The organism is Nonomuraea sp. NPDC059007 (assembly GCF_042740555.1).
GTDB lineage: Bacteria > Actinomycetota > Actinomycetes > Streptosporangiales > Streptosporangiaceae > Nonomuraea.
This window is the reverse complement of sequence record NZ_JBHYJD010000011.1, coordinates 297,893-322,381: the sequence shown is the minus strand read 5'-3', so window position 1 is coordinate 322,381 and position 24,489 is coordinate 297,893. Positions and strand designations below refer to the sequence as shown.

Annotated in this window: 26 protein-coding genes; 16 read left to right on the top strand and 10 right to left on the bottom strand. The window is 71.5% G+C overall.

Annotated features, from left to right (window positions below; translation table 11 throughout):
• Positions 1–91 precede the first annotated feature (91 nt).
• Entirely contained in the window at positions 92–880 is a 789-nt protein-coding gene (locus ACFWY5_RS21180) for an alpha/beta fold hydrolase (protein ID WP_379633749.1), read from the bottom strand.
• Positions 881–937: 57 nt separating this feature from the next.
• Between ACFWY5_RS21180 and ACFWY5_RS21175 the strand changes: the two genes are divergently transcribed.
• Positions 938–1,393, top strand: a complete 456-nt coding sequence (locus ACFWY5_RS21175) for a MarR family winged helix-turn-helix transcriptional regulator (RefSeq protein ID WP_379620200.1) — start codon at positions 938–940, stop codon at positions 1,391–1,393.
• Between the two features lie 113 nt (positions 1,394–1,506).
• Here ACFWY5_RS21175 and ACFWY5_RS21170 read toward each other — a convergent pair whose 3' ends face one another.
• Entirely contained in the window at positions 1,507–3,030 is a 1,524-nt protein-coding gene (locus ACFWY5_RS21170) for a beta-N-acetylhexosaminidase (protein ID WP_379620202.1), read from the bottom strand.
• A 99-nt stretch (positions 3,031–3,129) separates the two neighbouring features.
• Between ACFWY5_RS21170 and ACFWY5_RS21165 the strand changes: the two genes are divergently transcribed.
• A complete protein-coding gene (locus ACFWY5_RS21165) occupies positions 3,130–3,477 on the top strand; it encodes a DUF1801 domain-containing protein (RefSeq protein ID WP_379633747.1) in 348 nt (115 codons plus the stop codon).
• Between the two features lie 61 nt (positions 3,478–3,538).
• Positions 3,539–4,165 (top strand): S1 family peptidase, encoded by a 627-nt coding sequence (locus tag ACFWY5_RS21160; protein ID WP_379620206.1) that lies wholly within the window; start codon positions 3,539–3,541, stop codon positions 4,163–4,165.
• Here the strand turns inward: ACFWY5_RS21160 and ACFWY5_RS21155 are convergent.
• The 3 genes from ACFWY5_RS21155 to ACFWY5_RS21145 all read right to left on the bottom strand — a co-directional run bounded on the left by ACFWY5_RS21155 (position 4,119) and on the right by ACFWY5_RS21145 (position 6,902).
• Positions 4,119–4,943, bottom strand: a complete 825-nt coding sequence (locus ACFWY5_RS21155; protein ID WP_379620208.1) for an ion transporter — start codon at positions 4,941–4,943, stop codon at positions 4,119–4,121. The two genes, ACFWY5_RS21160 and ACFWY5_RS21155, sit on opposite strands and share 47 nt — an antisense overlap.
• Before the next feature lie 199 nt (positions 4,944–5,142).
• Positions 5,143–6,333, bottom strand: coding sequence for an FAD-dependent oxidoreductase (locus ACFWY5_RS21150; protein WP_379633745.1), 1,191 nt, complete (start codon positions 6,331–6,333; stop codon positions 5,143–5,145).
• Positions 6,334–6,359: 26 nt separating this feature from the next.
• Positions 6,360–6,902: a TetR/AcrR family transcriptional regulator gene (locus tag ACFWY5_RS21145; RefSeq protein WP_379620212.1), complete on the bottom strand. Its 543-nt coding sequence runs from the start codon at positions 6,900–6,902 to the stop codon at positions 6,360–6,362.
• Positions 6,903–7,094: 192 nt separating this feature from the next.
• Here ACFWY5_RS21145 and ACFWY5_RS21140 point away from each other — a divergent pair, with 192 nt between their 5' ends.
• The 7 genes from ACFWY5_RS21140 to ACFWY5_RS21110 all read left to right on the top strand — a co-directional run bounded on the left by ACFWY5_RS21140 (position 7,095) and on the right by ACFWY5_RS21110 (position 13,367).
• A complete protein-coding gene (locus tag ACFWY5_RS21140; RefSeq protein WP_379620214.1) occupies positions 7,095–7,934 on the top strand; it encodes a geranyl diphosphate 2-C-methyltransferase in 840 nt (279 codons plus the stop codon).
• Positions 7,935–7,958: 24 nt separating this feature from the next.
• The gene (locus ACFWY5_RS21135; protein ID WP_379620216.1) at positions 7,959–9,095 is read left to right on the top strand and encodes a family 2 encapsulin nanocompartment cargo protein terpene cyclase; all 1,137 of its coding nucleotides are present in this window, start codon (positions 7,959–7,961) and stop codon (positions 9,093–9,095) included.
• Between the two features lie 132 nt (positions 9,096–9,227).
• Entirely contained in the window at positions 9,228–9,803 is a 576-nt protein-coding gene (locus ACFWY5_RS21130; RefSeq protein WP_379620218.1) for a biotin transporter BioY, read from the top strand.
• Positions 9,794–11,026, top strand: a complete 1,233-nt coding sequence (locus ACFWY5_RS21125; protein ID WP_379633743.1) for a class I adenylate-forming enzyme family protein — start codon at positions 9,794–9,796, stop codon at positions 11,024–11,026. The genes ACFWY5_RS21130 and ACFWY5_RS21125 overlap by 10 nt, the downstream gene beginning before the upstream one ends.
• Positions 11,023–12,144 carry a thiolase family protein gene (locus ACFWY5_RS21120; protein ID WP_379633741.1) on the top strand — a complete coding sequence of 374 codons (1,122 nt, stop codon included), beginning with the start codon at positions 11,023–11,025 and terminating at the stop codon, positions 12,142–12,144. The genes ACFWY5_RS21125 and ACFWY5_RS21120 overlap by 4 nt, the downstream gene beginning before the upstream one ends.
• Positions 12,145–12,819: an energy-coupling factor ABC transporter ATP-binding protein gene (locus ACFWY5_RS21115; RefSeq protein WP_379620224.1), complete on the top strand. Its 675-nt coding sequence runs from the start codon at positions 12,145–12,147 to the stop codon at positions 12,817–12,819.
• Positions 12,816–13,367, top strand: coding sequence for an energy-coupling factor transporter transmembrane component T (locus tag ACFWY5_RS21110; protein ID WP_184975586.1), 552 nt, complete (start codon positions 12,816–12,818; stop codon positions 13,365–13,367). Before ACFWY5_RS21115 ends, ACFWY5_RS21110 begins: the two co-directional genes overlap by 4 nt.
• A gap of 4 nt (positions 13,368–13,371) precedes the next feature.
• Here ACFWY5_RS21110 and ACFWY5_RS21105 read toward each other — a convergent pair whose 3' ends face one another.
• The 3 genes from ACFWY5_RS21105 to ACFWY5_RS21095 form a co-directional block, all read right to left on the bottom strand.
• Complete coding sequence (locus ACFWY5_RS21105) at positions 13,372–14,700, bottom strand: sensor histidine kinase (RefSeq protein ID WP_379620226.1); 1,329 nt, start codon at positions 14,698–14,700, stop codon at positions 13,372–13,374.
• 78 nt (positions 14,701–14,778) lie between these two features.
• Positions 14,779–15,321: a dihydrofolate reductase family protein gene (locus tag ACFWY5_RS21100; RefSeq protein WP_379620228.1), complete on the bottom strand. Its 543-nt coding sequence runs from the start codon at positions 15,319–15,321 to the stop codon at positions 14,779–14,781.
• A 98-nt stretch (positions 15,322–15,419) separates the two neighbouring features.
• Positions 15,420–16,223 carry an alpha/beta fold hydrolase gene (locus ACFWY5_RS21095; RefSeq protein WP_379620230.1) on the bottom strand — a complete coding sequence of 268 codons (804 nt, stop codon included), beginning with the start codon at positions 16,221–16,223 and terminating at the stop codon, positions 15,420–15,422.
• Between the two features lie 74 nt (positions 16,224–16,297).
• On the opposite strand from ACFWY5_RS21095, the gene ACFWY5_RS21090 reads away from it, so the two are divergent.
• Positions 16,298–16,918 carry a TetR/AcrR family transcriptional regulator gene (locus tag ACFWY5_RS21090; protein ID WP_379633739.1) on the top strand — a complete coding sequence of 207 codons (621 nt, stop codon included), beginning with the start codon at positions 16,298–16,300 and terminating at the stop codon, positions 16,916–16,918.
• Positions 16,919–16,971: 53 nt separating this feature from the next.
• Positions 16,972–18,117, top strand: coding sequence for a cytochrome P450 (locus ACFWY5_RS21085; RefSeq protein ID WP_379633737.1), 1,146 nt, complete (start codon positions 16,972–16,974; stop codon positions 18,115–18,117).
• Here ACFWY5_RS21085 and ACFWY5_RS21080 read toward each other — a convergent pair.
• Entirely contained in the window at positions 18,074–18,880 is an 807-nt protein-coding gene (locus ACFWY5_RS21080) for a family 1 encapsulin nanocompartment shell protein (RefSeq protein WP_379620236.1), read from the bottom strand. The genes ACFWY5_RS21085 and ACFWY5_RS21080 overlap by 44 nt on opposite strands.
• Positions 18,877–19,866 carry a Dyp-type peroxidase gene (locus ACFWY5_RS21075; RefSeq protein WP_379620238.1) on the bottom strand — a complete coding sequence of 330 codons (990 nt, stop codon included), beginning with the start codon at positions 19,864–19,866 and terminating at the stop codon, positions 18,877–18,879. The genes ACFWY5_RS21080 and ACFWY5_RS21075 overlap by 4 nt, the downstream gene beginning before the upstream one ends.
• A gap of 99 nt (positions 19,867–19,965) precedes the next feature.
• Between ACFWY5_RS21075 and ACFWY5_RS21070 the strand changes: the two genes are divergently transcribed.
• The 4 genes from ACFWY5_RS21070 to ACFWY5_RS21055 all read left to right on the top strand — a co-directional run bounded on the left by ACFWY5_RS21070 (position 19,966) and on the right by ACFWY5_RS21055 (position 24,450).
• Positions 19,966–21,348, top strand: coding sequence for an MFS transporter (locus ACFWY5_RS21070; protein ID WP_379633735.1), 1,383 nt, complete (start codon positions 19,966–19,968; stop codon positions 21,346–21,348).
• Positions 21,349–21,591: 243 nt separating this feature from the next.
• Positions 21,592–22,503, top strand: coding sequence for a hypothetical protein (locus ACFWY5_RS21065; protein WP_379620242.1), 912 nt, complete (start codon positions 21,592–21,594; stop codon positions 22,501–22,503).
• Positions 22,500–23,591, top strand: a complete 1,092-nt coding sequence (gene ltaE, locus ACFWY5_RS21060) for a low-specificity L-threonine aldolase (protein ID WP_379633733.1) — start codon at positions 22,500–22,502, stop codon at positions 23,589–23,591. Before ACFWY5_RS21065 ends, ltaE begins: the two co-directional genes overlap by 4 nt.
• Positions 23,560–24,450 carry a cupin-like domain-containing protein gene (locus tag ACFWY5_RS21055; RefSeq protein WP_379620246.1) on the top strand — a complete coding sequence of 297 codons (891 nt, stop codon included), beginning with the start codon at positions 23,560–23,562 and terminating at the stop codon, positions 24,448–24,450. Before ltaE ends, ACFWY5_RS21055 begins: the two co-directional genes overlap by 32 nt.
• Positions 24,451–24,489: the final 39 nt, after the last annotated feature.

Sequence of the window (24,489 nt, the reverse complement as noted above, 5' to 3'; positions counted from 1 at the left end):
ATCAGAAGGGCGTCTAAGTCTGTCTTCACACACCGACCATGGACGCCCTTCGTCATGCCCGCAGCCGATCACGGAATTTCACATCAGCGATCTAGGTGTCTGTCAGGTGTTCTCGGAGGAAGCCGGCGAGGATTCGGTTGTAGGCCGCCGGCCGTTCCATGTTGGGGTGGTGCGCGGCGTCGCCGATCGTGACCGCGCGGCCGTGCGGGACGCTCGCGGCGAGCCGTTCCGCCATCCCCACGAGGTCGGGCGAGTCGAGGGCCCCGCTGATCGCGAGCACGGGGACCTCGATCTTGGCCGCACGCTCCCAGGTGTCGCGCACGGGCACGAGCAGGTTGGGCTCGCCCGCGGTGTGCTTGGACATGGTGCCCCCGGCCATCGCGCGCAGCCGCCGGGCGACCTCCGGGTCGAGACCGTCGGGCCCGAGACGCGGACCGGCGGACAACGTCATGAACCCCTCCACGGAGCCGCACAGATCCCCCGCGCCCATCGCGGCCTGCCACGCCGCCAGCTCCCGCGTGGTCCACGGATCGGAGTAGTACGGCTCGCTCGTCCCGGCCCCGCTGACCACCACCGCGCTGACCAGGTCGGGATGCTCGATCGCGGTGTCGACCGCGATGCCCGCGCCCATGGAGACGCCGACCAACGTGGCGGGCCAGGCGCCGAGACGCCGCAGCAGCGCCGCGAGGTCGTCGGTCTGCCGGTACGGCTCCGCCGCGTTGGCCGAACGCCCGTGCCCCCGGGCGTCGGGCGCGATGACGCGGTGACCGGCGGCGAAGACCGGAATCTGGTCGTCCCACATGTGGTGGTCGAGGAAGCCGCCGTGCAAGAGGACGAGCGGGCGGCCACTGCCCTGGTCGGTCCAGAAAATGCCATTCATGACACCTAAGGTGTCATTTTTGCGCGAGAATGACAACTCAGGTGTCATCATGATGGAGTGAGTGAGACAGAGAGGGCCGATCGGCTCGTGGCGGTGTTCGACCTCGTCGGCCCGCTGTACCGGCGGGCCTGGCGCCAGGTGGAGCAGGACGCGCCCGTCGAAGGGCTGACGGTGGGGTTGCGGGCCGTGCTCAGCATGCTCAGGCAGAACGGGCCGGCGACCGTCCCCCAGCTTGGCCGGACGCTGGCACTCAGCCGCCAGTTCGTCCAGCGCACCATCAACGACGGCGCCTCTCTCGATCTGGTCGAGTCCGTGCCCAACCCGGCGCACAAGAAGTCCTCGCTCATCCGGCTCACCGGCCGGGGCGCCGCCGCCGTCGACGCCCTGGTCGGCCGCGAACGCGCGGTCCTGCGCGAGGTCGGCCGCGACCTCACCGACGACGACGTCGAAGCATGCGTCCGCGTCCTCGCCCGCCTCCTACACCACCTCGACAACCCCACCCCAACCCCCTGACCCCGCCACCCGCACCGCACCACCCAGCCGACGTCCTGCCCTCGGCCGCCGGTCAACCGATCAGCACAGGTCCCCACCCGGGCGGCGTGATCTCGTCCTTGCCGACGCCGTGGCTATTTGGCCATGTGCCAGGGTTTGCGGGGTTTGTTGTGCATGCGGCCGGGGATTCCGGGGCGGCGCTGCCAAGGGTGTGGGCCGGAGGGCGGGCGGTAGGCGACGCCCAGCGCGTCCAGGCGGGCGTAGTGGGCGGCGTGCATCCGGTGCTCGAAGCCGGCGAAGTCGCGCTCGTCCGGGCCTGGCAACGGGGACCACGCCACTTCGGCCAGTGCCGCGAGCCTGGGGAAGGCCTGGTAGTCCACGCGCCCCCGGTTCTCGGTGACCTCGGTCCAGAGGTTGGCCTGGGCGCCGATCACCCGGGCCGCGTGCGGCGTACCGGCCAGGCGGGGTGGTACGGGCTCGAAGCGGTAGACGTCCTCCAGCGTGTGCACCCAGCCGAACGGCACCGGCTCGTCCTCGCCCGCCGCCTGCACGTGGTCCAGGTACACCTCCTGCTGCGGGCACATCACCACGTCGTGCCCGGCCTCGGCGGCGGCGATGCCACCGGCGTACCAGCGCCAGCACATGACGGCCGCGCCCTCGGCCAGGCCGCCCTGCGCGATCTCGTCCCATCCGATGAGGCGGCGCCCCCGCGCGGTGAGGAACCGGTCGAAGTGCCGCATGATCCAGGACTGGAGCTCGTCCTCTCCGGCCAGCCCGAGCTCACGCACGCGCGCCTGGGCCGCGGCCGACGCGCGCCACTGGTCCTTGAGGCACTCGTCGCCGCCGAGGTGCACGAACCGGCTCGGGAAGATCTCCAGCACCTCGTCCAGAACGTTCTCGTAGAAGCGCAGGACGGCCTCGGTGGGGGCCAGCACGTTGGGGTTGATCAGCCAGTCGCCGAGCACCTCCAGGGCGGAGGTGTCGATCACGTCGGTGTTGCCCAGCTCGGGGTAGGAGGCGATCGCCGCCTGCGAATGGCCGGGCAGGTCGATCTCGGGGACGACGGTGACGTGGCGCTCGGCCGCGTACGCCACGATCTCCCGAAGATCGTCCTGGGTGTAGAAGCCGCCGTGCGGGCGTTCGTCCCACGTGACCGGCTCGCCCCATCCGATCCGCGTCCGCCGCCGCCACGCCCCGACCTCGGTGAGCCGTGGATAGCGCCGGATCTGGACCCGCCACCCCTGATCATCGGTGAGGTGCAGATGAAGGACGTTGAGCTTGTGTACGGCCAGCAGCTCGACATACCTCAGCACGTCATCCTTGGGCAGGAAATGCCGGGCGACATCCAGCATGAACCCCCGCCAGGCGAACCGCGGCGCATCCTCGACGACCAGGTATGGAACGTCAGCGGGCCCCGGCTCGATCGCCGCCCGCCGGAACGCGTCCGGCCCCCGAAGCTGCCGCAACGTCTGCCGCCCCCAGAACACCCCGGCCGGTGAGCCCCCCACGATCTCCGCCCCGAGCGCGGACGTGCTCAGCCGGTACGCCTCCGCCCCGAGCCCCGGATCCACCCGCGTCCGCACGTCCCCGCCCAGCGGCCCGGCCTCGCCCTGCCAGTCGACCCGCACGGGCGCCGGGACCAGGTTCACCTCGGTCACCCGCCCATTGTCCGGCCTCGACGAAAGGAGTACACGCGTTCCCTGTCACATCGTTCGATCGACGCGTAGATGTCAGCAACCTGAAGGGAACACACCGAGATGACCGTCAACGACTACACCACCAAGCTCGACCAGCCGCTGCGTGAGATCGCGGAGAAGCTCCAGGCCCTGATCGACGCCGCGATGCCCCAGGCCGGCGCGGTCTGGCACGGGCACCCCGTCTGGAGCCTCGGGGGCGCGCCCGGCAAGACGCCGGTCGCCTTCTTCAAGGCCTACAAGAACTACGTCACCTTCGGCCTGTGGCGCGGCCAGGAGATCGAGGACCCGTCGGGCCGGCTGACGGCCGCCAACCGGCAGATGGCCGTGGTCAAGCTCCAGGGCGTCGAGGAGATCGACGACGAGCTGTTCGCCTCCTGGATCGAGGCGGCCCGCGCGCTTGAGGCATAACGCGGTCGTTATAGCTGGTTGCGCATTGTTGAGGGCGGGCGGCCGCCGTACCGTCGAAGGCATGGCATTACGGAGCATCACCGTGAGCCTTCTGCTGGGCTTGGGGCTCATCAGCGCGCCGGCGGCCTACAGCGTCCGCGGTGGCGACGCGTTCTATGCCGGGCCGACGCGCTGCACGATCGGCGCGTCCGTCCAGGGCGGCTATGTGACCACCGGCGACTGCGCGCCCGCGGGGACCGCCGTGACCGGGCTCAACCGGGTGGCCCAGGGCACCGTCCAGGCGGTGGTCTTCCCCGGCAAGAACATGGGCTGGGTCCGGACGAACGCGAACTGGACGCCACGCGGCGTGGTCAGCGACGGCCGGGGCGGCGAGATCCGGGTCGCCGGCGCGCAGCAGGCGCCGGTCGGGGCCGCGGTCTGCCGGTCGGGCGCGACCACCGGGTGGCAGTGCGGCATCATCCTGCGGCGCAACGCGTCGATCACCTACCCGCAGGGGACCGTCCACGGGCTGATCGAGACCAACATCTGCGCGGAGCCCGGTGACCGCGGCGGGCCGCTGCTGTGGAACGGGCACATTCAGGGCATCCTGGTCGGCTCCACGGGCAACTGCGCGACCGGCGGGCGCTCGTTCTACCAGCCGATCATCCCGATCCTTCAGACGTTCGGGCTGACGCTCCTGTCGTCGTGAGCTCGCGGGTGACCAGGACGTCCAGTTTGGCGGTCAGGGCGGCGAGTTCTTCTCGCACTGCCTTCAGCTCCTTCTGGGTCTCGGCTTCGGCGGGGGAGGCCTCGGCGTCGTTCATGGCGTTCACCACTACCGCTATGAAGAGATTTAGGGCGACAAATGTGGACATAAGGATGTACGCGATGAAGAACAACCACGCCCACGGCTTGTGATCCATGACCTCCTGGGCCACGTTGCCCCAGTCGTCACCGGTCATGATCTGGAACAACGTGAACAACGAGCGCGGCAGCTCGTCGAAGCGCTCCGGCATGATCTCGCCGAACAACTTCGTGGAGACCACCGCGGCGATGTAGATCAGCAGGACGAGCAGGCCCATGATGGAGGCCATCCCGGGCACGGCGGCGAGCAGCGCGTGCACCACGCGGCGCATGCTGGGCACCGCCGAGATCAGCCGCAGCGCCCGCAGGATCCGCAGCGCCCGCAGGATCGAGGTCGGCCCGCTGGCCGGGATCAGGGAGACGACCACGATGACCGCGTCGAACCAGTTCCACGGGTCCTTGAAGAACGAGCGCCCGTTCGCGTAGAGGCGGGCGGCGATCTCGACCGTGAAGATCGCCAGTGCTATGTGGTCGATCGTGACCAGGACGCCGCCGATGTGGCGCATCAGGTAGGTGCTGGTCTCGCAGCCGATGGTGACCGCGTTGACGATGATGACCAGGATGATCGCCCTTTGGACGACCTGTCGTTCGAGAAAGGCGCGCACCTGCGCTCGCCTTGTCACCTGTACCGCTCCAGGGGGTAGGAAGACTGCCATAAAGATCATCCCAGGGGGGATCTGGCAGTGTCCGGAAATCAGGCGATAAGCGTGCTGGAAGTCTTCGTGCGCACGGGGTCATGCTCGGAATGGTGAGCCTCGACGACCTGCCGGCCCGCCTCCTGGTCCGCCGGTGACCTCCTCGAAAGCACACCTGTGAAGCGGCTCAGGAGCGGATGTGCTCCGGGCGTACGCCCAGCCCGACGAAGCGGCCCATCAGGTGGCGCAACGGCGGCAGGGCGCGGAAGAGCGAGAAGACCGCGGGCACGTGCTCCGTCGTGTCGTCCGACAGCCGCTTGGGATACAGGTCGCGCAGGATCGTCGTCTGGAACGCCTGCGTGACCCTGGCCGGGAACTGCCTGCGTGCCTGCACCGCCGCCAGCACCCGCTCGGGTGGCGGCCCGGTACGGCGCAGCGCGGGACCGACCAGGTTGGCGGTGGCCACCGCGTCCTGCACGGCCAGGTTGATCCCCACCCCGCCGGCCGGCGACATGGCATGCGCCGCGTCGCCGATGCACAGCAGGCCGGGCCGGTGCCAGCGGCGCAGCCGGTCGACCCGGACGGCCAGATGGTGCACGTCGCTCCAGCCGATCTCCCCGACCCGCTCCCGCAGGCCGGGGACGAAGGCCGCGATCCGCTCGTGAAAGGCCGGCAGCCCGCTCGCCTGGAGCCGCTCGTACGCGCCGGTCGGGATCGTGTAGGCGAACTGCCAGAAATCACCCCGGTCGATGGCCACCAGCGAGCCCCTCCCGCCCTGGAAGAACGGCACCCGCTCACCCTCCCGCCGGGGCAGGCGGAACCACAGCACGTCCATGGGCGGCGAGCCCGCCAGGGGCCGCAGCCCGGCCTGGGCGCGCAGCACGGAGTGCCGCCCGTCGGCGGCGATCACCAGGTCCGCCCTGATCTCGACCGGACCCTCCTCACCCGTGGCCCGCAGACCGGCGACCCGGCCGTCCTCGACGATCAGACCGGTCGCCTCGGTGGAGCGCATCAGCCGGAAGCCCGGGTAGGAGGCGGCCTTGCCGTACAGGAAGTCGAGAAGGTCCCACTGCGGCATGAACGCGATGTACGGGTGGCGCACCTTCAGCCGGGTGAAGTCGGCGAAGGTGACGCTCTGGCCGCCCATGCGCACGGCCACCTCGCTCATCTTGTCGTGCGGCAGTTTCAGGAACTCGCCGCTCCAGCCGAGCTCGGCGATGATCTCCAGCGTCGACGGGTGGACGGTGTCGCCGCGGAAGTCGCGCAGGAAGTCGGCGTGCTTCTCCAGCACGACCACCTCGACTCCCTGGCGGGCCAGCAGCAGTCCGGTCATCATGCCGGCGGGGCCGCCGCCGGCGACGAGCACTCTGGTACGCACGTCGTGTCACCTTCCCGTGGAGGAGATCAAGTGGGGTAGAGCAGGCCGACCAGGGCGGGCACGTCGATCGGCGAGCCCGTGGCCCGGCCGACCGCCACCGCCGCGAACAGCGTCTTGGCGGCGGTCCCGGTGTCGTGCGGCGGCAGCTCGCCCGCCGCGACCCGGTCCGCCAGGAACGCGCCGATGAGCCGCTGCCCCTCGCCGGTCAGCTCGGCCAGCGCGGCGCGGGCGCGGGTGGCGCTGAAGAAGACCGCCACCAGCTCGGCGTTGCCCGCCAGCAGCGCGTCGAAGGCGGTGAGCAGCTCGGTCAGGACCTCCCTGGCCGGTCCGGAGTGGCCGGCGGTCAGGAGCTCGCGCAGGCGGGTCATGAACCCGCGCTCACGCAGCAGGGTCTCGACCAGCGCCTCCTTGCTCTCGAAGTACCGGTAGAGCAGCCCCGGCGTCACGCCCGCCGCCTCGGCGAGGTCCTTGACCGACGCCCCGTCCACGCCCTTGGCGGCGAACACCCGCAACGCCGCGTCGAGCAGCTGCTCACGCCGCCACTCCGCCTGTTCCCTGCGCGTCGCCATGATCTCCACATTTCATTGAATAAACGTTTACTCAACGAAATCTAGACGATCGGGTACGGCCTGGCAAGCCGCGGCTCCTTCCCCCCGCTCGCGGGAGAGAAACGGCGGTTCCGGAGACCGGAACGCCACATTTCACTTTCGGTAGCCGGGAGATAACTTCGCGTCGCACTCCTTCTCAGAAAGGCAGGCTTCATGTCCGTGGTCATCACCAGCCCCTACCAGCACTCCGTGGCCGACTACTGGAACCGCGAGAAGAACGCCGTCAACCTCCGCCTCGGCGAGGTCTCCGGCACTTACCACCACCACTACGGCATCGGCGCCGTCGACTGGTCCGTGCTGGACGAGCCGGAGGAGACCCGCGAAGAGCGGATGATCGCCGAGATGCACCGGCTCGAGACCGCACAGGCCGTACTGCTGCTCGACCACCTCGGCCAGGTCCAGCCCGCCGACCGGCTGCTCGACGCCGGATCGGGCCGCGGCGGCAGCAGCTTCATGGCGCACGAACGCTTCGGCTGCCGCGTGGACGGCGTCTCGATCTCGCAGAAGCAGGTCGACTTCGCCAACGAGCAGGCCCGGCTGCGCGGCGTGCAGGACAAGGTGGAGTTCCACTTTCGCAACATGCTGCAGACCGGCCTCGAACCCGGCAGCCTGAAGGGCATCTGGAACAACGAGAGCACGATGTACGTCAACCTCTCCAAGCTGTTCGCCGCCCATTCCCAGCTCCTCGCGCCCGGCGGCCGCTACGTGACCATCACCGGCTGCTACAACGACGTGTACGGACTGCCCTCCAAGGCCGTCAGCGAGATCAACGCCCATTACGTCTGCGACATCCACCCGCGCAGCGCCTACTTCAAGGCCATGGCCGACAACCACCTCGTGCCCATCGACGTGATCGACCTGACCGAGGCGACCATCCCCTACTGGGAGCTGCGCGCCCGCTCATCCGTGGCCACCGGCATCGAGGACGCGTTCCTGACGGCGTACAAGGACGGCAGCTTCCAGTACCTGCTCATCGCCGCCGACCGCGTCTGACCTCAGCCCAGCGAAAGGAACGTCATGCCCAACCCCTCCGCGTTCCTGCCCGGACCCACCGGGCTCGGCACCTCCGCCGCCCGCCTGTTCGCCCAACCGGCGGGCGGCGTCGCCGTACCGCAGGACCTCGGGTGTGTGCCGGGTCCACGCACTGTCAGACAGCCGCCGCTGGTGTTCACGCAGCGGCCCTGGGCCGACGGGAGCATGCCCGCGCTCTACTGCCCGCTCGCCGTGCGCGTGGACCACGCGCTCGGCGAGCTGGTCAACGAGCGGCTGGTGGAGTGGGCGGAGAAGATCGGCCTGCACGAGGGGCGCATCGAGACGTTCCGGCAGACCGGTTTCGGCCACCTGGTCACCCTCGCCCACCCCGACGTCGACGACCCCGACCGGCTGCTGCTGGCCGGGCAGATGAACGCCGCCTGGTGGGCCTGCGACGACTACTACGCCGACGAGACCGAACTCGGCGCCGACCCCGCACTGCTGGCCGGCAGGCTGGCCCTGGCGATGTCGGCCATGGACGCGCCGCCGCCGGCCGACGAGTTCGGCGACGAGCTGGAGGCCCAGCTCAGGAGCGACCCGGTGCTCGTCTCCCTGACCTCGGCCCGCGACCACGTGGCCGTGCACTCGACGCCGTCGCAGCTCGCCCGCGTCAACCTGACGTCCTTCCAGATGTGGGTCAGCTGGAACGCCTACGGCGCCTGGCGGCAGAGCGGCGAACCCGTGGAAGCCTGGCGCTACCTGGCCGCCCGCCAGCACGACAGCTTCTACACCTCGATGACCCTGTCCGACATCGTGGGCGGCTACGAGGTGCCGGGCAACCTCTTCTACGAGGAGCGCGTGCACCGCGCCGTCATGCGGGCGGGCACCGCCGCCGTCATCGTCAACGACCTGCACTCGGCGCTGCGCGAGGCCGCCGACGAACTGCCCGACTGCAACATCGTGCTGCTGGTGGCCGCCGAGCGCGGCTGCACCCTGCGCGAGGCGGCGGAACGCGCCGTCGCCCTGCACAACGACATCGTCGCGGCCTTCGAGGCCGACTGCGACGAGCTGCGGGCCGTACCCTCGCCCGAGCTCCACCACTTCCTGTGGGCGCTCGGCGGCTGGCTGGGCGGCGGCCTCGAATGGCACAGCAGCACCAACCGTTACAGCACCACGGAGTGAGGGGTACGGGCATTGACCGGCTTCTCCTAGAGTCTGGGTGGCGCGCCACGACGACCCCGCCGGTTCCGCGGGGTGGATCTTGTCGTATACCTCCATACCTGGACCGCCGGAATGTGATGTGGGATCGATGCCATGAAGAACGCGGGAGACCTGGCGAGGGTGAGCGTGTTCGCCGCGCTCATCGCCGTGCTCGGACTACCGGGCACGCTCAACGTTTTCGGCAACGCCGTGCCGATCACCCTGCAGACCTTCGGCGTCATGCTCGCCGGTGCCATTCTGGGCACCTGGCGGGCGGCGCTGGCGGTGATCGTGCTGCTCGTGCTCGTCGCGGTCGGCCTGCCGCTGCTGGCGGGCGGACGGGGCGGGCTGGGGGTGTTCGCCGCCGCCTCGGCCGGCTACCTGATCGGCTGGATCCCGGGCGCCGCCCTCACCGGCTGGATCGTGCAACGCGGGGGGCGCAAGCCGGGCATCGTCCGGCTGCTGCTGGCCTGCGTCGCCGGCGGCATCGGGGTGATCTACCTGTGCGGCGTGCCCGTGCAGGCGCTGGTCACCGGCATCCCCCTGGGGAAGACGATGCTGCTCAGCACGGTGTTCCTGCCCGGCGACCTGATCAAGGCGGTGCTCGCCGCCTTCGTCGCGAGGGGCGTCCAGCGGGCCTATCCCGACGCCGTGCCGGCCGTCTGGCAGGAGCGGCACGCGTGGCGGTAGCGGCACACGTCCTGGAGCACGCCGCGCGCGACCCCGGCCGGGTCGCGCTCGTCGGCCCGGAGGAGGAGGTCACCTACGCGGAACTGGCCGAGCGGATCAAGGCGCGCGACGTGCGCGCCACCGCCGGTCCCGCCGTGATCAGCGTGAAGGACCCGGTGGCCGCCCTCACCCAGGCGCTCGCCGCCGACCTGGCCGGGATCACGCCGCTGGTCTGCGACGAGCGTGCCGCCCACCTGCTGGCGGACCTCCCACCCGCTCCTCTGGCTCCGCCGGCCGAGGGCGGGTGGGCCTGTTTCACCTCCGGCAGCACCGGGCGGCCGCGTGCGGTGGTCCGTTCGCGGGCCTCCTGGACCGGCTCCTTCCGGCACCTCGACCGCCTGTCCGGCATCGGCGGGGAGGACGTGGTGCTGATCCCGGGCCCGCTCATCACCTCCCTGTACGCCTTCGCCGCCGCCCACGCCCTGGGCGCCGGCGCGACGGCGATCGTCCCCGGCCGGTGGTCCCTGGAGTACCTGGACGCGGCCACCGCGGTCCACCTGGTACCCCATCAGCTTCAGCAGGTCCTGCCCAAGCCCGCCTCGCTGCGCGTGGCCCTCGTCGGCGGCGCCGCGCTCGACCCCGCCGCCCGCGAACGCGCCGAGGCCGGCGGCCTCCGGGTGCTGGCCTACTACGGGTCGAGCGAGCTGTCCTTCGTCGCCGCCGACGCCGACGGCACCGGGATGCGCGCGTTCCCCGAGGTGGAGATCGAGGTCAGGGCGGGCGAGGTGTGGGTGCGTTCGCCGTGGGTGGCCGACGGCTACCTGGCGGGCGCCCCCGGCCCGCTGCGCCGGGACGCCGCCGGCTGGGCGACGGTCGGCGACCTGGCGGAGCCGTACCGGCCGGGCGGGGTTCTGCGGGTGCGCGGAAGGGGCGACGGCGCGATCCAGACCGGCGGCGCGACCGTCGTGCCCGAGGACGTCGAGGCGGTGCTGCGGCGGGTGCCGGGCGTGGCGGACGCGGTCGTCGTGGGCGCGCCGCACCCCGACCTGGGCGCGCTCGTGTGCGCGGTGGTCGAGGGCCCGGTACGGCGGGCCGACCTGGAAGCCGCCGCCCGCGCCGGACTGGACCGGGTGCAACGGCCGAGACGCTGGTACGCGGCCGACGCCCTGCCCCGCACCCCCACCGGCAAACCGGCCAGGGCGCTGATAGCCGAGACGCTGACCGGCTTCCGGAGGCTGGTGTGAGGCCGGTGGTGGTGGCCGCCCGGCGTACCCCGATCGGTACGGCGGGGCACGCCTTCAAGAGCCTCACCGCCGACCGGCTCGCCGCCCCGGTGCTCGCGGCGGTCCTCGCCGACGTGCGCAAGGCGGGCGGCGGGCAGCAGGACGTGGACGACGTGGTGCTCGGCAACTGCATGGGCCCCGGCGGGAACCTGGCCCGCGTCTCGGCGCTGGCCGCAGGGTTCGGGCACGAGGTGCCCGGTCTGACCATCGACCGGCAGTGCGGCAGCGGCCTGGCCGCGATCCTGCTGGCCGGGCAGGCGGTGAGCGCCGGTGAGGCGGAGTTCGTGATCGCGGGCGGGGCCGAGAGCGCCTCGACCGCGCCGCTGCGCACGAGCCGGGGGGCGGCGGAGCCGTACGAGCGGGCGCCCTTCACCCCGGACGGGCACCCGGACCCCGACATGGGACCGGCGGCCGAGGCGCTGGCCCGCGCCCGCGGCGTCAGCCGCGAGCGTCAGGACGCCTACGCGATCGGCAGCCACGCCAAGGCGCTGGACGGTGACTTCGCGAAAGAGATCGTCGCGGTCGGCGAGCGGGACAGCGACGAGCGGCCGCGCGTCCTGCGCGAGCGGTCGCTGGCCAGGCTGCCGGCGGCGTTCGTGCCCGGCGGCACGGTGACCGCGGGCAACTCCTCGCCGATCAGTGACGGCGCGGCGGCGGTGGCCGTCGCGGACGAGCGGCTGGGGCTGCCGGGCCTGCGGCTCGTCGCCGGTTCCGTCGTGGGCTGCGACCCGGAGCTGCCCGGCTGGGGGCCGGTGCCGGCCGTACGGCGGGTGCTGCGGCGGGCCGGGGCCGAACTCGGGCAGGTGGCGGCGGTGGAGATCGTGGAGGCGTTCGCCGCGCAGGTGCTCGCGGTGACCGACGCGCTCGGCCTCGACCCCTTGGGCGCCGACCGCACGCGGGTCTGCGCTGACGGCGGCGCCCTCGCCCTCGGCCACCCGTGGGGGGCCAGCGGCGCGGTCGTGGTCACCCGCCTGTTCCACCGGCTGGTCGGCGCGGGCGCGCCGCGTGGCACGCTGGGTCTGGCGACCGCCGCGGTCGGCGGCGGTCTCGGGGTCGCGGCGTTGTTCGAGGTGGTGTAGATGATCGAGCTGAGCGGCGTCGGCGTACGGCTGGCGGAGCGCGAGGTCCTGGACGGCCTGACGCTGACCCTGTCCGAGCGGCGGATCGGCGTGGCCGGGGCCAACGGCTCCGGCAAGAGCACCTTCGCCCGCCTCCTGAACGGCCTGGCCCTGCCCACCACCGGCACCGTCCGCGTCCTGGGCATGGACACCCGCCGCGAGGCCGCCAAGATCAGGCGCCGGGTCGGATTCCTGTTCACCGACCCCGACGCGCAGATCGTGATGCCGACGGTGGCCGAGGACGTGGCGTTCTCCCTGCGCCGCAGGGGCCTGCCGAAGGCGGAGGTGGCCGCGCTGGTGGAGGAGGTGCTGTCGCGCTACGGCCTGGCCGCCCACGCCGACCACCCCGCGCACCAGCTCTCCGGCGGCCAGAAGCAGCTGCTCGCCCTGTGCTCCGTGCTGGTCCTCGAACCCGACATCCTGGTCATGGACGAGCCCACCACCCTGCTCGACCTGCGCAACTCCCGCCAGGTGGCGCGCATCCTGCGTGAGCTTCCCCAGCAGCTCGTGGTCGTCAGCCACGACCTCGCGCTGCTGGCGGACTTCGACCGGGTCCTCGTGCTCGACCAGGGCAAACTCGTCGCCGACGGCCCGCCGGCGGCCGCCCTCGACCACTACCGGGACCTGATGGCGTGACCGGTCTCAAGCTGCTCGGACTGGCCGCGGGATGCACGGTGCTGGTCCTGCTCCAGACCCCGGCGGCGCTGGCCGGTGCGGCCGCCGTCGTCCTGGCCCTGTACGCGGTGGCCCGGGTGCGCCCGGCGGCGGCCTGGGGGCAGATCCGCCCGGTGCGCTGGTTCGCGCTCGCGCTGTTCGTCACCCAGCTCCTGCTGGCCGACCTGCCGGCCGCGACGGTCACGACGATGCGCGTGGTGCTCATGGTCGCGCTGGCCGGGCTGGTCACGCTCACCACGCCCGCCTCGGTGATGCTCGCCGCCCTGGAGCGCGGGCTCGCACCGCTGCGGCTGGTGCGGGTGGACCCGTTCCGGGTCTCGCTCATGCTCACGCTCACCCTGCGCAGCGTGCCCCTGCTCACCGACCTGGCGCGCCGGGTCAGGGAGGCGCAGCGGGCGCGCGGGGTCTCGTGGAGCGTGCGGGCCTTCGCCGTACCTCTGGTGGTGGGTGCGCTGCGGCACGCCGACGCGCTCGGCGAGGCCCTCAGCGCCCGCGGCCTGGACGACTGAGCCCCTACGGCGCCAGCGGGAACACGGCGCGGAACTGCGCGCCCGGCCCGTGATCGGTGATCGTGAGGCTGCCCCCGTGGACCGTGGCGATCTGCCGCGACAGCGCCAGCCCGAGCCCGCTGCCGCCCTGGTCGCGCTCGCGTCCCTCCCGCAGGCGGGTGAAGCGCTCGAAGACCCGCTCCCGGTCCTGCGGGGCGATGCCGTTGCCGTCGTCGGTGACGGTCAGCACCACCTCGCCGCCGTCCACGGCGACCGACACGTCGACGCGCGAGCGGGCGTGGCGCTCGGCGTTGTCGAGGAGGTTCGTCAGCAGCCGGTCGAGCTGGATGGGGGAGCCGTCCACGAAGGCGCCGTCCGCCACGTCCGCGTGCACGCCCGCCCGCCGGGCGGCCTGTGCGCGCGCCAGCTCGCCGAGGTCCACCCGCCTCCTGTCCGGTACGGCTCCCGCGTCCAGCCTGGCCATCAGCAGCAGCTCGTCGATGATCCCCGCCAGCCGGTCGACGGCTTCGAGCGAACGGGCGCCCACCTGGGGCCAGTCGGTGTCCGCCGGATAGGCGACGGCCAGCTCCAGCTGGGTGCGCAGCGCGGTGATCGGGCTGCGCAGCTCGTGCGAGGCGTCGCTGACGAAGTGGCGCTGGGTCTCGGCGGAGCGTTCGAGGCGGGCGAGGGTGTCGTTGGTGGCGGTGGCCAGGGCGGCGATCTCGTCGCCGGTCCCCGGTACGGTCACCCGCCGGCCCAGGTCACCGGCGGTGATGGTGGCGAGCTGGGTGCGGATCCGCTTGACCGGGCGCAGGGCCTGGCCGACCGCGGTCCAGGCGGCCAGGCCCACCATGAACAGCAGCGCGGGCAGGGCGACGGCGAGCGTGAAGTAGAGCAGGCCGATCGCCTGCCGGGTGGCGGAGACGTCCTCGGCGCCGTACACGGTGATCAGGCCCTTGGGGGTGGTGGTGCGCAGGGCGGCGATGTAGTACTCCTCGCTCGCCTCGGGCAGGTCCGGCCGGCCGTACGTGGTGGTGAGGCGTTCCGGCGCCGGGGCGGGCAGGGCGGCGAACCGGTTCTGGTCGCCGGCCTGCGTCGAGGTGCCGAGGACGGCGCCGTCGGCGGCGATGACCTGCAAGAGGTCGATGCCGGGCGGGGTGAACAGCTCGGCGGGCAGGTCGCCGCGGCGGGCGTCGGCGGCCTGCGCCTGCACGGCCTGGTTCACCCGGGAGGCGAGCTGGGCTTCGAGCGTGCGGGGGACGGTCATGGCGAGGATGGCCGCGGCGGCGCCCAGCGCGATCGCGGCCGCGAGCGTGGCGGCCAACGTCACCCGGCCCCGAACGGAGCGCGGCATGACCTTCATGGGAAGGTCGTTGCCGCGACCGGTTCGGGGCAAAGCCAGCAACGCTGCCGTATTCGCCCAAGCGCCGGGCTATGCCTTGGGCTTGTAGACCAGCACCTGGACGCCCGAGCTCAGCGCCGTCGACTTCACGAAGTCCAGGTGGGTGATGTCCAGGCCGTCGAACACCCGGGTGCCCTCACCGCCGATGACCGGCATGACCCAGAGGTGGTACTCGTCCACCAGTTTGTGCTCCAGCAGCGTGCGGTCGAGCTCGCCGGTGCCGTACTTCAGGATGCTCTGGCCGGGCTCCCGCTTCAGTTTGGCGACCGTCTCGGCCACGTCGCCCTCGATGAGGGTGGCGTTCCACTTGGTCTCCTTCAGGGTCCTGGAGGCCACGTACTTGGGCAGGGCGTTCATCCGCACGGCGTACTCGCCCTGGGACGACTCCATCAGCGGCCAGACCTCGGCGAAGCCCTCGTAGGTCTCCCGGCCGAGCAGCAGGGCGTCGGCGCCGTACAGCAGGTCGGCGGCGTATCCGGCGTAGCTCTCGTCCCAGTAGGGAGAGCTCCACTTCTCGGGCGAGCTGATGACTCCGTCGATGGTCATGAAGGTGGATTCGATGAGCTTACGCATGTCCGGCGTCCTCTTTCGGGGTTGTTCTCGGTTCGATGAGGTAACTCTGCCGGATCGTCCTTACCGATTCTTTTCCATCCGCCGTAACCCCGCGGAAGTCACAGACCCCGAAGGACCTCGCGCAGCCGTACGGCGAAGCCCTCCGCGTCCTCCGTCCAGGCGACGTGCCCGCCGGGGAACATCGTGGGCTCGGCGCCGATCGAGGCGGCCAGCGCCCTGGAGGCGCGGTCGCAGAGCTGGCCGGCGGAGTCCTCGCCCAGCCCGACCAGCACGCGGACCGGTCCGTCGCGCAGCGCGGCGACGTCGGGCTCCCAGCGGACGGTGCCGCGCATCATGTGCAGGAAGGAGTAGCGCTCGTCGGCGACGTACTGGGGGTCGGGCTCGGCGGGGAACATGTGCTCCAGGGCGCCCTCCGGCAGGTGGATGTCGGCGTTCTCGAAGAAGATCGCCCATGCGGTCGCGGTGTCGCCGGCGGCGTAGGCGGCGACCATGTCCTCCATCCTGGCGTCGAGCTTCTCGCGGTCGGGCAGCTGCGTGTAGTGGGGCGGCTCGTGCGCGATCACCGCACGTACCCGCTCGGGGTGGGCCTGAGCGAGGGCGAGCACGCTCACGGCGCCGCCGCTGCTGCCGAACACGACCGCGGGGCCCGCGTCGACCTCGGCGAGGAGCAGGGAGAGGTCCGCGGCGCGCAGGGCGGGGGTGGAGTCGCGCCCGGGGTCGTCGAGCACGCTGCGGTGGATGCCGCGCGGGTCGGCGGTCAGCACGGTGTGGTCGCCGGCCAGCAGGTCGGCCAGTGGCGCGAAGGCCCCGGCGTCCATCGGCGCGCCGAACAGGACGACGAGCGGTCCCTGGCCGCGTACCTCGTAGTGCAGCGTGCCGTCGGGGGTCTTCAAGGTGGGCATGTTCATCTCCTCGGCTTCGGTACTGGACGGTACAGTACTCGCTTCAGTACTGGACCGTCCAGTACCATCTCTCCATGGACAACGGACGCACCGCCAGAAAGCGTCGCGCGATCGTCGACGCCGCGCGCACCCTCTTCCTGCGCAACGGCTACGCGGGCACCAGCATGGACGAGATCGCCGCCATGGCCGAGGTCTCCAAGCAGACCGTCTACAAGCACTTCGCCGACAAGCAGCGGCTGTTCACCGAGTTGATCACGCTCGACATCTCGCAGATCGAGGTCGAGACGCACCCGCTCGAAGCCGCCATGCCCGGCACCGACGACCTGGAGCGCGACCTGCGGGAGTACGCGCGCATGCACCTGGCCGTGGTCATGCAGCCGCAACTGCTGCGCATGCGCCGCGTGCTCATCGGCGAGGCGGACCGCTTCCCCGACCTGGCGCGGGCCTGGTACGAGAACGGGCCGGTGCGATCGAGCGCGCTGTTCGCCGGGTGGTTCGAGGCGCTCGGGCGGCGCGGGCTGCTCGACGTGCCGGACCCGCTGCTGGCGGCCCAGCACTTCAACTGGCTGGTGCTGTCGATCCCGCTGAACAGGGCGATGTCCCTGCCGGTCGAGGCGGCGCTCTACGACGAGAAGGAGCTGAACCACTACGCCGACGAGGGGGTGCGCGTCTTTCTGGCCGCCTACGGGAGATGACTTCACTGTAGAGATACTTTATGGTGGAGATATATTCGACCTCTGGAGTGCCGATGATCGACCCGTTCGCCCCCAGCATCCGCGGCCTCGCCGACCCCGACCCCGCCCGCGAAGCGCTGCGCGCCGCGGGGCCGATCGTGAAGGTGGCCGCGCCGTACGGCGGCTCGGTCTGGATCGTGACCGAGGAGAGCCTGGCCCGCGAGGTGCTGGCCCACCCCGGCATCGCCAAGGACCCGGCCAACGCGCCGGAGAGCTGGGACCCGCGGCGTGCCGCGCTCGAACCGCCCGCGGCCGCGCAGCCGTCGCTCACCACGCTCGACGGGCCCGCCCACACCGAGCTGCGCCGCGCCCACGCCCCGCTGCTCAACGCCAGGCGGATCGCCGCGCAGTCCGATCGGGTCCACGAGCTGGCCCGCGAACTGCTGACCGAACTCGCCGGCGGGCCGCAGCCGGTCGACCTGACGGCCGGATTCACCGTCCGCTACCCGCTGACCGTCCTGCTCGACCTGCTCGGCATCCCGCTCGACCGGGTGGGGATGGCGACGGAGGCGTGCAGGCTGATGTTCGACCCCGAGCCGGGAGCGCAGGGCCGTGCGATGGCCGAGCTCGCCCGGCTGGCCGAGGCGGGACTGGACGGCGCGCGCGGCGGGCTCGCCGCCGAACTGCGCGAGCGCGTGCCGGAGGGCACCACCCGCGAGCAGCTTCTCTACTACCTGTTCGGGCTGATCTTCGCGGGCCAGCTCACCACCGACGCCGCGCTCGGGTTCCTGGTCGCCCGCGCGCTCACCGCTCCGGCCGGTGCCGACGAGCTCGTGCGCGAGACGTTGCGCGACCACCCGCCCGCGCCCTACACGCTCTGGCGGTTCACCACCGCCGAGATCGAGCTCGCCGGGGAGCTTGTGCCCGCCCGCTCGCCCGTCCTGGTGGACATCCAGGGCATCAACGCCGATCCCGGCCGCGAGCCAGGCCCCGACCTCACGTTCGGCGCGGGCGCGCACTTCTGCGTCGGGGCCCAGCTCGCCCAGCTCGAACTGCGCGCGGTGGCCGACGTCCTGGCCGCCGACTTCCCCGGCGCCCGGCTCGCCATACCCTATGGCGAGCTGCGCCAGCAGACCTACGGCGGCATCATGGGCGTGCGGCTCACCGCCCTGCCCGTCAACCTTGGCGCTGGGCCAGCGGGACCGCCGCCTCGCTCGTGAAGGGCAGGAACGTGAACGACTCCTGCAGGTAGAGCGTCACCGTGTCGGCGGTGTGCGACAGGTAGCCGATCGACAGGTCCTCGCCCAGGTGCAGGTCGTAGTCGCCGCCGCGGGTGGTCAGGACCAGTGCTCCGGCCAGCGCGGGCGCCCAGATGATGTCGCCGTCCACCATCCGCTCGATGTGCGAGCGCACCGGGTAGCCGTGGTCGCTGGTCTCGGTGACGCCCGTGTACGCCTCCGGGCCCAGCAGGACCGTGTACGGCCCGTCCACGCCGGCCACCCGCAGGGCACTGAGCGCCTGGGCGATCGCCTCCGGGTAGCCGGTGAACTCGGTGGGCAGCGGGATCGGGCGGTGCGAGCTGGCCGGGACGATGCCGGTGATGCCGGCGGCGCCGTACCCCTGGAAGATCGCGCGGTCCTCGGCGATGGCGAGGGCGGTCGCGGCGTCCTTGGCGGGCTGCCAGTCGGAGTCGCCGGAGCCGCGCTCGACGTCGTCGATCGCTTCACGGCTCAGCTCGAACGGCCGGCGCAGCTCCACCAGCGCCGCCACACCCCGCTGCCTGGCCTCGACGCCGTCGCCGGGCGGCTGGATCCCGGTGACGTGGCCGGTGCCGACGGCCGAGCTGTCGGCGCCGGTCGGGCCGTGGGTGTCGACCACGCGGCGGCCGGCCAGGTTGCGCTTGAACGTGCGGGCCACCTCCTCCTCGATCTGCGCCCAGGCGGCGTCGGAGATCGGGGCGAGCTCGCGGTGCAGGTTGTTCATGACTGCGGGACTCCTTTGAGGCTGCCGATCTCCAGAGCGCCCGGCGCCTGCGGTTCGGCCAGCCGTTCGAGCAGGTCGGGCGTCGGGACGAAGTAGGTCGAGCCGGTCAGGGCGGTGGAGAAGTCCAGGATCCGGTCGTAGTTGCCGGGCGGGTCGCCGGCGAACATGTTCGTGATCATCCGGTCGAGAACGTCCGGAGTCCTGGAGTAGCCGATGAAGTAGGTGCCGAACTCGCCGGCCGCGGCGTTGCCGAACGGCATGTTGTCCCGCACGATCTTCAGTTCCCTGCCGTCCTCCTCGATGACGGTCAGCGCGTTGTGCGCCCAGGTCGGCTTGGTCTGGTCGTCCAGCTCGACGTTCGCCAGCTTGGTACGGCCGATGACGCGCTCCTGGTACTCGACGGGCAGCGCGTTCCAGGCGGCCAGGTCGTGCACGTACTTCTGCACGGTGACGTACGTGCCGCCGGCGAACAGCGGATCCTCCTCGCCGATCAGCACCGAATCGGCGGCCAGCTCGTCCTCGGGGTTCTCCGTGCCGTCCACGAAGCCGAGCAGGTCCCGGGCGTCGAAGTAGCGGAAGCCGTGCACCTCGTCCACGCTCGACAGCGCGCCCGCCAGCCGGTCCATGACCAGCGCGGCCAGCTCGAAGCAGAGGTCCATGCGTTCGGCCCGCAGGTGCAGCAGCAGGTCGCCGGGCGTCGAGGGCGCGTGGTGGACGCCGCGCACCTCGGGCATCGGGCGCAACATGGCCGGGCGCGGCAGGTCGAACCACCGGTCCCACGCCTCGGCGCCGATGCCGAGCACGCAGGACAGGTTGCCGTCCATGCTGCGGAAGCCGACCGTGCGCCGCAGCGCCGCCAGGTCGCCGCAGAGCGACCTGACCGCCTCACGGGCCGCGGCGTCGTGCTTCACCGTCGCCACGGTGAAGACGGCCGCCCTGCTCAGCGGCCCGAGAACCGCCTGCAGTCCATGCTGTCGTGAGCTCACCTGTCGAACCTTGCCGCCCGGCGGTAAGGCCAACCTCACGGCTCAGCCAACGGAGAGAATGTCAGGTTTCCCCTGGTCTGTGGCGGACACAGGCCCAGCGTGAGACGACTGCCCGCCCTGGGTGTCTGCCTGACGGCCGCGTTCATGTCCGGCCTCGACGTGAGCATCGTCAACGTGGCGCTGCCGTCCATCCAGGAGAGCCTGCACGCCACCGAGGACGGCCTGCAGTGGACGCTGTCCGGGTACGCGCTCACGTTCGGGCTGCTGCTCGTGCCCGCCGGACGGCTCGGCGACGCGCGCAGCCGGCGGGCCGTCTTCATGGTCGGCGTCGCCCTGTTCACGCTGGCCAGCACCGCCTGCGGATTCGCGCCCACCATGCCGCTGCTGATCGCCGCCCGGCTGGTCCAGGGCGTCGCGGCCGGCATGCTCAACCCGCAGGTGTCCGGGCTGATCCAGCAGATGTTCCAGGGCCAGGAGCGCGGCCGGGCCTTCGGCGCGTTCGGCGCCACGATGGGCATCGCCACCGCGGCCGGTCCCACGATCGGCGGCGCGCTCGTCACCGCGTTCGGGCACGAGGAGGGCTGGCGGTGGGTGTTCCTGGTCAACCTGCCGATCGGCGTCATCCTGCTGCCGCTGGCCTGGAAGCTCCTGCCGCCCGGGGTGAAGGGGCGGCAGGAGAGCATGGACCCCGTCGGCGTGCTGCTGCTCGGGATCGGCGTGTTCGGCCTGCTCCTGCCGTTCGTGCAGCAGCACCAGTGGGAGGGGCAGGCCAAATGGCTGCTCGTGCCCGCCGCGCTGGCCGTACTGGCGCTGTTCGTCGCCTGGGAACGCCGCTACAAGCGTGAGCCGCTGATCCAGCTCGGCCTGTTCGCCAAACACTCCTACAGCCTCGGCGCCGTCATCGCCCTGTTCTACTTCGCCGGATTCACCGGCATCTTCTTCATCTACACCCTCTACCTGCAGAACGGCCTGCACTACACCGCGCTCCAAGCGGGACTGGCCATCACCCCGTTCGCCATCGGCTCCTCCCTGGCCGCCATCGCCGGCGGACGCCTGGTCGGGCGGGCCGGGCGGCTGCTCGTCGCCGTCGGCCTCGCCGTCGTCATCGCCGGGCTCGCCGCCACCATCGTGGTCACCGGCATCTGGACCGGACCCGAACTCGGCTGGGCCAACGCGCCGACCCTGCTGATCGCCGGCCTCGGCAGCGGGCTCGTGATCGCGCCCAACCAGGCGATCAGCCTGTCCGAGGTGCCGCCGGTCAACGGCGGCAGCGCCGCCGGCGTACTCCAGACCGGCCAGCGGCTCGGCTCCGCCTTCGGCATCGCCGCCACCGGGTCGATCTTCTTCGGCGCGCTCCACGCCGGGTGGCCCTCGGCGTTCCGGCACGGGCTCGTGGTGGTCATCGCCTTCGTGGCCGTGGCGCTCGCCGCCGCCGTCTTCGACCTGGTCCACAGCAGGAGTACGGCCCGCCGTACCGGATAGCCGGATCTTGCAACCTACCCCCCAAACCCACGTTGACCTGCGACTATCGCCGCGCGTTCGGGGCGATAGCGAAACGGTAGTGGGACGATGCCCGCCCGCTTGAGCCTGAGGCCAGTTGATCCACAGGAACCAGCCCCAAACGGGTGAGGCGAAGGAGACGCAGGCCATGTTCACCGCCAAATTGACTCGGACTCTCCGGCTTCTGGTATCGCGGCGCTCCGCCAACAACCCCTGGGAATAACGGTGTCGATCCACGTAGAGGTGCCGGCGATCTCCGAGGCTCTCGGAACCGGACAGGCGTGCGGCACCTTCGGCGAACTGCTCCAAGGCGCACTGGTAGACCCGCAGGTGGACTTCCTGGTCACCCTGCCGATCGAGGCGGGCAGCACCGCCCGCTTCCGCTATGACCGGCGGACCACCGACATCCGGGTGGTCCCCGGAGACCGGAAGAAGGCCAGGTCGCTGGCCCGCTCGATGCTCACGGTCCGCGGCTTCCGCGGCGGCGGCGACCTCCACGTCGACACCGACCTGCCCATCGGCAAAGGGCTCGCCAGCTCCTCCGCCGACCTCGTCGCCACCGCGTGGGCCGTGGGCCGGGCGCTCGGCGAACTGCCCACACCGGGCGAGATCGAGGAGCTGATGCGGAGGATCGAACCGTCCGACGGCGTGATGTACCCGGGCACCGTGGCCTTCCGCCACCGCGACGTACGGCTCCTCGAACACCTCGGCCACCTGCCCGACATGACCATCGTCGGCGTCGACGAGGGCGGCAGCGTGGACACGGTCGCCTTCAACCGCGGCCACCGGCGCTTCTCCGACTCCGCCCGGCAGGAGTACCAGCGGCTCCTGGACACGCTGCGCGTCGCGGTCCCGGCCGGCGACACCGCCGAGATCGGCCACGTGGCCAGCAGGAGCGCCGCCATGCACCAGCGGATGCACCCCAAGCGCATGCTCCGCGACGTCCTCGGCATCTGCGGCGGCGTCGGCGGCCTCGGCGTCGTCACCGCGCACAGCGGCACCATGCTCGGCATCCTGCTCGACGAGGCCGACCCCGACTACACCGCCAAGCTGGGGAAGGCGATCGGCGAATGCTCCGCGCTGGCCGGCGGCTCCCACCTCTTCCGCACCGCCCGCCCGGCTAGGAGGCCGACGTGAGTTCCCCCAAGCGGCGAGTCGAACTGCGCAGCGACACCTTCACCCTGCCCTCGCCGCGGATGCTGGAGGCGATGGTGGCCGCCGAACTCGGCGACGACGTCTACGGCGAGGACCCGACCGTCAACGCGCTGGAGGTCCTGGCCGCGAGACTGCTCGGCAAGGAGGCCGCCTGCTTCATGCCCAGCGGCACCATGAGCAACCTGGCCAGCATCATGACCCACTGCCCGCGCGGCTCGAAGGTCATCGTCGGCGAGGAATCCGACATCTACGTGTACGAGGCCGGCGGGGCCTCGGTATGCGGGGGAGTGATCTACCACCCGATCCCCAACAACCCCGACGGCACGATGGCCCTCGACGCCATCGCCGCCGCCTTCCCGCCCGACTCCGACGATCCGCAGTTCGCCCTGCCCGCGCTGCTCTGCCTGGAGAACCCGCAGAACCACCGGGGCGGCAAGGTACTGCCGGCGGCGTACCTGCGCGAGGTCACGGACTTCGCCCGTGAGAACGGCCTGACCGTGCACATGGACGGCTCGCGCATCTTCAACGCCGCGCTGGCCGCCGACGTGCCCGTCGCCGAACTGGCCGGGTACGCGGACTCCGTCATGTTCTGCCTGTCCAAGGGACTCGGCGCGCCGGTCGGCTCGATGGCCGTCGGGACCGGGCCGTTCATCCGCGACGTGCGCCGCCTGCGCAAGATGCTCGGCGGCGGGATGCGGCAGGCCGGCGTCCTGGCCGCGGCCGCGATCGTCGCCCTGGAGAACAGCGGCCGGCTGGCCGAGGACCACGAGAGCGCCCGGCGGCTCGCCGACGGCCTGGAGACCATCCCCGGCATCGCGGTCGACCGCGCCGAGCCCGGCATCAACATGGTCTTCTTCCGCGTCCTCACCATGGACAACCCCACGTTCATCGCCGCCGCGCAGGCCCAGGGCGTGGCGCTGGCCGAGCTCGGCCACGGGCAGATCCGGGCCGTGACCCACTACGGAGTCGAGCCCGAGGACATCGGCTACGTGCTCGACGTGATCCGTTCGATCCTCGCCGACTCCACCAGGAGGAGCCATGCCGATCACAAGCCCGTACTCGCCGGTTGACGTCCGGCCGCAGCTCTCCGCCGAGGAGTTCTACGCCGAGTACGTCAACAAGAAGCCCGTCCTGATGCCCGGCGCCCTCGCCGAGCTTCCCGCCGCCCAGCGCTGGTCGCTGCCCTACCTCGCCTCGATCGCGCCCGACCTGCCGGTACGGCTCAAGACCGGGCGCGTGGCCGAGGGCAAGACCACGACCGTCCGGCTCGACGACTACTCCAAGACCGTCACCGCCTGGGAGCAGCGCGGATCCGACGACGTCGAACGGCCGGCGTACCTGCACGACGTGCCGCTGCTCACGTTCATCCCCGAACTGCGGCAGGACCTCGAACCCTTCCCCGGCCACCTGTTCCCCGCGTTCTTCCGCGACAACTGGGCGGTCTTCCCGCAGTTCTTCGTCGGCCCCTCGCAGGCCGTCACCACGCTGCACTTCGACACCCTGCTCACCCACAACCTGTTCTTCCAGCTCGACGGCAGCAAGCGCTTCGTCATGGTCGCCAACGAGGACCGCGACCGCTGCTACACCTACAACTGGCGCTGGGCCGAGGTGAACCCGGAAGACCCCGACTACGACCGCCACCCGAACTTCCGCGGCGTGCGCGTCATGGAGGCACACGTCCAGGCCGGCGACCTGTTCTACATGCCGCCCGGCACCCTGCACCAGGTCTCCTCGCTCAGCTCCTCGGTGTCGTTCAACATCGACTGGCACGACAAGGTCAGCGCCCTGCGCGGCATCGCCGCCGTACGCCACGGCATGCCGCGCCAGAACCTGCGCTACAACCTGCTGCTCGCCCTCGGCGTCTACGGCCGGGTGCCGCTCAAGGTGCTCATGCCGGCCCTCCGGTCGTACTTCACGTACATCTCCTAATCCTTTCATCGGCTAATCCTTCCTTTCCGGCCGGGAGAA

What these genes read in the sequence shown, in the direction of transcription:
- ACFWY5_RS21140 (WP_379620214.1), top strand. Translation starts at nt 7,095, where the DNA reads ATGTCCGTGGTCATCACCAGCCCCTACCAGCACTCCGTGGCCGACTAC.
- ACFWY5_RS21105 (WP_379620226.1), bottom strand. Translation starts at nt 14,700, where the DNA reads ATGCCGCGCTCCGTTCGGGGCCGGGTGACGTTGGCCGCCACGCTCGCG.
- ACFWY5_RS21130 (WP_379620218.1), top strand. Translation starts at nt 9,228, where the DNA reads ATGAAGAACGCGGGAGACCTGGCGAGGGTGAGCGTGTTCGCCGCGCTC.
- ACFWY5_RS21115 (WP_379620224.1), top strand. Translation starts at nt 12,145, where the DNA reads ATGATCGAGCTGAGCGGCGTCGGCGTACGGCTGGCGGAGCGCGAGGTC.
- ACFWY5_RS21135 (WP_379620216.1), top strand. Translation starts at nt 7,959, where the DNA reads ATGCCCAACCCCTCCGCGTTCCTGCCCGGACCCACCGGGCTCGGCACC.
- ACFWY5_RS21165 (WP_379633747.1), top strand. Translation starts at nt 3,130, where the DNA reads ATGACCGTCAACGACTACACCACCAAGCTCGACCAGCCGCTGCGTGAG.
- ACFWY5_RS21090 (WP_379633739.1), top strand. Translation starts at nt 16,298, where the DNA reads ATGGACAACGGACGCACCGCCAGAAAGCGTCGCGCGATCGTCGACGCC.
- ACFWY5_RS21085 (WP_379633737.1), top strand. Translation starts at nt 16,972, where the DNA reads ATGATCGACCCGTTCGCCCCCAGCATCCGCGGCCTCGCCGACCCCGAC.
- ACFWY5_RS21095 (WP_379620230.1), bottom strand. Translation starts at nt 16,223, where the DNA reads ATGCCCACCTTGAAGACCCCCGACGGCACGCTGCACTACGAGGTACGC.
- ACFWY5_RS21055 (WP_379620246.1), top strand. Translation starts at nt 23,560, where the DNA reads ATGCCGATCACAAGCCCGTACTCGCCGGTTGACGTCCGGCCGCAGCTC.
- ACFWY5_RS21160 (WP_379620206.1), top strand. Translation starts at nt 3,539, where the DNA reads ATGGCATTACGGAGCATCACCGTGAGCCTTCTGCTGGGCTTGGGGCTC.
- ACFWY5_RS21180 (WP_379633749.1), bottom strand. Translation starts at nt 880, where the DNA reads ATGAATGGCATTTTCTGGACCGACCAGGGCAGTGGCCGCCCGCTCGTC.
- ACFWY5_RS21100 (WP_379620228.1), bottom strand. Translation starts at nt 15,321, where the DNA reads ATGCGTAAGCTCATCGAATCCACCTTCATGACCATCGACGGAGTCATC.
- ACFWY5_RS21080 (WP_379620236.1), bottom strand. Translation starts at nt 18,880, where the DNA reads ATGAACAACCTGCACCGCGAGCTCGCCCCGATCTCCGACGCCGCCTGG.
- ACFWY5_RS21145 (WP_379620212.1), bottom strand. Translation starts at nt 6,902, where the DNA reads ATGGCGACGCGCAGGGAACAGGCGGAGTGGCGGCGTGAGCAGCTGCTC.